Annotated in this window: 4 protein-coding genes; 2 read left to right on the top strand and 2 right to left on the bottom strand. The window is 68.7% G+C overall.

Annotated elements, in window-relative coordinates; all coding sequences use genetic code 11:
* Nucleotides 1-483: 483 nt before the first annotated feature.
* Nucleotides 484-2,154, bottom strand: coding sequence for an RNaseH domain-containing protein (locus AC07AB_RS39615; RefSeq protein WP_478577427.1), 1,671 nt, complete (start codon nt 2,152-2,154; stop codon nt 484-486).
* A 144-nt stretch (nt 2,155-2,298) separates the two neighbouring features.
* Here AC07AB_RS39615 and AC07AB_RS39610 point away from each other — a divergent pair.
* Nucleotides 2,299-3,143 (top strand): IS5 family transposase gene (locus AC07AB_RS39610; protein WP_478577425.1). Its coding sequence is split into 2 segments (ribosomal slippage): nt 2,299-2,629 and nt 2,629-3,143, totalling 846 coding nucleotides; the frame shifts between segments, so codons are not numbered across the junction.
* A gap of 403 nt (nt 3,144-3,546) precedes the next feature.
* Nucleotides 3,547-3,684 carry a LexA family protein gene (locus AC07AB_RS39605; RefSeq protein WP_478577424.1) on the top strand — a complete coding sequence of 46 codons (138 nt, stop codon included), beginning with the start codon at nt 3,547-3,549 and terminating at the stop codon, nt 3,682-3,684.
* A 10-nt stretch (nt 3,685-3,694) separates the two neighbouring features.
* Here AC07AB_RS39605 and AC07AB_RS39600 read toward each other — a convergent pair whose 3' ends face one another.
* On the bottom strand, nt 3,695-4,012 hold the full coding sequence (locus AC07AB_RS39600) for a hypothetical protein (protein ID WP_478577421.1): 318 nt from the start codon (nt 4,010-4,012) through the stop codon (nt 3,695-3,697).
* Between the last annotated feature and the right edge of the window lie 242 nt (nt 4,013-4,254).

Raw genomic sequence — 4,254 nt, 5'->3', positions numbered from 1 at the left:
AGCCCACCACCATCGGGATACCGCATACCTCCGGCTTACCGCACACGACCTCAACCGTCAGCAGGGCCAGAACCCCCACAGTTAATGATCTCTAGAGCTTGATGGTAGATCCAGGTGTTACGCGCGAACATAACACCGTCATGGAGCTTGTTGCGTCGGCCCCGTGCTCCCGCATGAGCGTCTTCGATGGGCCCGTTGCGCCACACCAACTCGGTGATACCGACTGCGGCGGCACTCGCAAGATCCCCGGGCGCGGTTACCCCCAGGGTGCTCAGACGCTCTCGCGCCTGAGCGATCGCCGCTGCGTAGTCGATCTCCCCCACCCAACTCCCCTATCCGGTCAGACAGCCTGGCCACCGCCCTCGTCCATCATCGTGCAGGCACGAATCGCAGGCACCCGCTTTCCGTACTCTGCGCACCGCGTGGCCCTATCACGTCAGCCGGGCGGGGTGCCGAGGCGCCGACAGCGGGCTGCGGTGTGCCTTACCCAGCATCTTCCTCTTCGTGAAGCATGCGCCGGTAGCTGGGGTGGTCTTTGTCCATCTGGATCGCGAGGTGGACGGGGAGGGGATAGTCAGTGCGGTGATCGTAGGAGAGGGCGCTGTCGCACAGGCGTGCTGCCGAGAGTGCGTAGCGGTACGGGTTGTCTCCGGCGGCGGTGTGAGGGATGTGGAGCTCGGTGAGGGTGTGGGCGTACCAGTTCTCGGCCTGTTCCTCGGGGTCGTCGCTGGCCCAGCGGCTGTAGTGTTCGCCGGCTCGTGCATAGCGGGTGCCGCCGTTGAACTGCTGGGGTACATGTGCGAGATACCAGGTGGCGAGGGCCGTGGGGTGGGCGAAGAGCCCGTTGGTGCGCTTGCCCGGTTCGAGTACTTCCAGGCCGGTCTCGGGGTCAGTGCGCGGATGCTGAAGGAGCGCGGGGCGGGGGAGTTTGCCGCCGAAAGTGCTGTCGTCGGTGACGCGGACGATGGCGCGCGGCCGTTGGTGCTCGGCGAGGGACAGGCCGGGGAGGGCAAGGCGTCCTTCGAGGTTTTTGATGGTGCCGTCGGGCTCGATCGGCTGGTCGAGGTGGGTGTTGGCGAGGTGGGGCCACAGGCTGCGGCAGCTGTTGCCGTCGTGGGTGAGGTGTTGGTCTTGGCGGCGGCCGGGTGGCAGCTGGCCGGAGCGGAATGCGACGTTGGCTTCGGTGTAAGGAATCCAGGTGCCGGGGGCGTGGGCGGAGCCAGGGCGGTAGGCGAGGACGCGCCAGTACTCGCCGTCGGGGATGAGTGCGCTCATGAGCCAGACGAGGCGCGGGGGTTCACCCGCCTTCCAGTCGCCGCGTTGCTGACGCAGGTGGAGGCCGACATGGATGAGGGGTTCTTTGAGGCCGTCGTCGGTGTAGGCGAGGTTGCGGGTGAGTCGGGAGGGGACAAGACCGGCGCCGCGCATCATGTCGGCGATGGCGTAGTGGCCGGGATGGTCACCGGAGAGTTCCTGGCCCAGGCGTTCAAGCTCGGTAGGGTTCTCGATCTTTGCGGCGCTGCGACTCGGCTGAAAGGGGCGGTCGCGGAAGGTAAGGAACTGGGCCAGAATCCCGAGTCTGGCTAGGTATCGGCTGGCGTATGGCTTGGCGTCGGCCAGGTACGGATCCTTCTCCGTGGTGTCGGGGTTGCGCGCGGCGCGGCGTCGGCGGGACCAGTCCGAGGCGTCGAATTCGGTCTCTGCCAGAGCAAGGATGCGGGTTCCGGGTGGGGCGCTGCGGTGTGGGATCGCTTGGGCGGCGGCGAGACGGCCGGTGTGGTCACTGCGGTGTTCAAGGAGCTGGGGTACGTGGCTGAAGCTGATCTCGATGTGGTCGTTGAGCGGGATCAGTGTGTCGTCCAGCTTTGCGTCGGCGACGTCGGCGAGGTCGGGTCGGTTGAAGTGATAGCAGAGGAGTTTTTGCAGGCGGGTACGCGTGGTGGGGTTGTGATAGAGGGCGAGGATGCGCAGGCGGTCGCAGGCGGCGGCGCGAAGGATCTGGTCCAGGTCCGGAGCGTCGAGGAGGTGTGTGTCGCGTCCGAGGTGCGTTGAGCGTCGGGTGCGGGATAGGCGTTCGGTGCACTGATACAGGCGCAGGGGCTCGGAGTTAAGGGCCGTGCTGGTCAGGTCGCCGACGGCAGCCATGGTGTGCATGCCCGGGCCTCGGCCGATGGGGAAGCGGGTGGAGAAGGGCAGCACCGCGCGGAAGTCGCCGGGCTCGCCGCTCAGGTCGCGTACGGCGTCGGGCAGCAGGGGGCTAGGCCGTTTCTTTCAGATCATCCGATCGTTGGTTGATGTGTGTCGTTGACTGATGCCCAGTGGGCACGGATCGAGCCGTTGCTGCCGGACCGGACGCCTCGGCGGGGTGGGCGGTGGCGTGATCACCGGCAGGTGATCGACGCGATTGCGTTCAAGTACCGCACCGGGACGCCGTGGATGGACCTGCCCGAGCACTTCGGTTCGTGGAAGGGCGCCCACAACCGCCTGCGGAAGTGGGCCGCCGACGGTACCTGGGAGAAGGTCTTCACCGCCCTGCTCGCCCAGGCCGACGCCGACGGCGACCTCGACTGGGTTGTCGCGGTCGACTCCACCATCGTCCGAGCCCACCAGCACTCCGCCGGGGCCCGTCAAAAGGGGCCCCGGCCGGCGAGCCGGACGACCATGCCCTGGGACGGTCCCGCGGCGGGCTGACTACCAAGATCCACCTCGCCGCCGACAGCCGCTGCCGACCGCTCGCCTTCATACTCACGCCCGGCCAGGCAGGTGACGCGCCCGCGTTCACACAGGTCATGAGCCAGTTACGGGTGTCGCGGCCGACCGGCCGCCCCCGGACACGTCCGGAGATGGTCCTTGCCGACAAGGCCTACTCGTCCCGCGCGATCCGGACCCACCTTCGTCGGCGCGGGATCCGAGCAGTGATCCCACAGCCCTCCGACCAGATCGCCAAGCGCAAGAAGCGAGGCCGATCCGGCGGCCGCCCGCCGGCCTTCGACCGCGAGGCATACAAGCGGCGCAACACGGTCGAGCGGTGCATCAACAAGCTCAAGCAGTGGCGCGGCCTGGCCACTCGATACGACAAGACCGCCACCATCTACATGGCCGGACTCCAAGTCGCCGCCATCTTCATCTGGTCGGCGAGGTGATCCGAAAGAAACCGCCTAGCCCGAAAGCCCTGGCCAGTGATCATCTTTACCCAAAGATTCGAACTTGCGACCTAATGAGGGCGTGGACCGGTACCCCTTTCCTTCCGCTTTCCTGGAGGACCAGACGGCCCCCTGGTACGTCGCCTACGACCGGCTCGCCGCCGCACCGGCCGTACGACAGACACCGCCGCGCACCGCCAGCGGCTGCTGCAGCTCTCCGCACGCAGCGCCGCCCACCCCTGCCGGCAGATCCCGGCCGGCACCCCCGCCGCCCGGGTCGCCCTCGAGAATCTGGCCCGCGTGACGGCCCCGGAGCAGGCGTGAGGGCGCCGCTGACCGAGCGGCAGGCCCGTATCGTGCGCGCCGCCCGTGAGTGGGTGGCCGCCTATGGGAGGCGACCTCGGTGCGTGAGCTCGCCGCGGCGGCCGGCCTCTCCTCCCCTTCGGCCGTCTCCTACCAGCTGCGCAGGCTGCGCGAGCGGGGGATCACCTTCGAGACGCGGGGCCGGCGCAGCGGGCGGTGCCCGTACTGCGGGCGCTGACCGGCACTGTTCAGAAGTCGGGCCAGTCGTCGGAGATCACGATGCGGGCGGCGTAGAGCGTCGGCCCGTCGGCGCCCGGCTCGGTAGCGCCGACGTAGTACTCAGTGAGCCCGAGGTCACGGGCGAGCGGTGCCGAGTACCAGCCTGGCCGCCCCGGGACCGGCTGTGCCGGCGGTGGAACGGCATTGACGCGGAGCTCGGCGAGCAGGTTCATCACGGCCGAGAACACGGATACTGACACGTCGGGAGCCAGCAGCGGGAAGAGGGCCGGCGCGAGCCGGATGCGGCCCTCTCCCTCGTCGCCGTACTCGGAGGGCTCGTCGCTCAATGTTCTTGGGCCTGGCGGGCGGCGAGGGCCTCTCGGAGGCGCGCTCCAGCGCGGGAACTGAGCCCCGGCACCGTCGCCCACCAGGACATCTCGGGGCGGCACCGTCAGCATTCGGTATCGGGGTCGGCCGAGGCATGGAGCAGCCCCGCCTGCCCGGCCGACCCCCCGGCCAACGGAGGATCCCCCCCCCCCCCCGTGGTGGGTTGGTCGAGCGGCGGAGAAGGGAGGGGCTACTGTTGTTC

This window comes from Streptomyces sp. NPDC044033 (genome assembly GCF_056434425.1).
The sequence above is the reverse complement of the archived record's forward strand: the minus strand, read 5'-3'. Positions and strand labels throughout refer to the sequence as shown.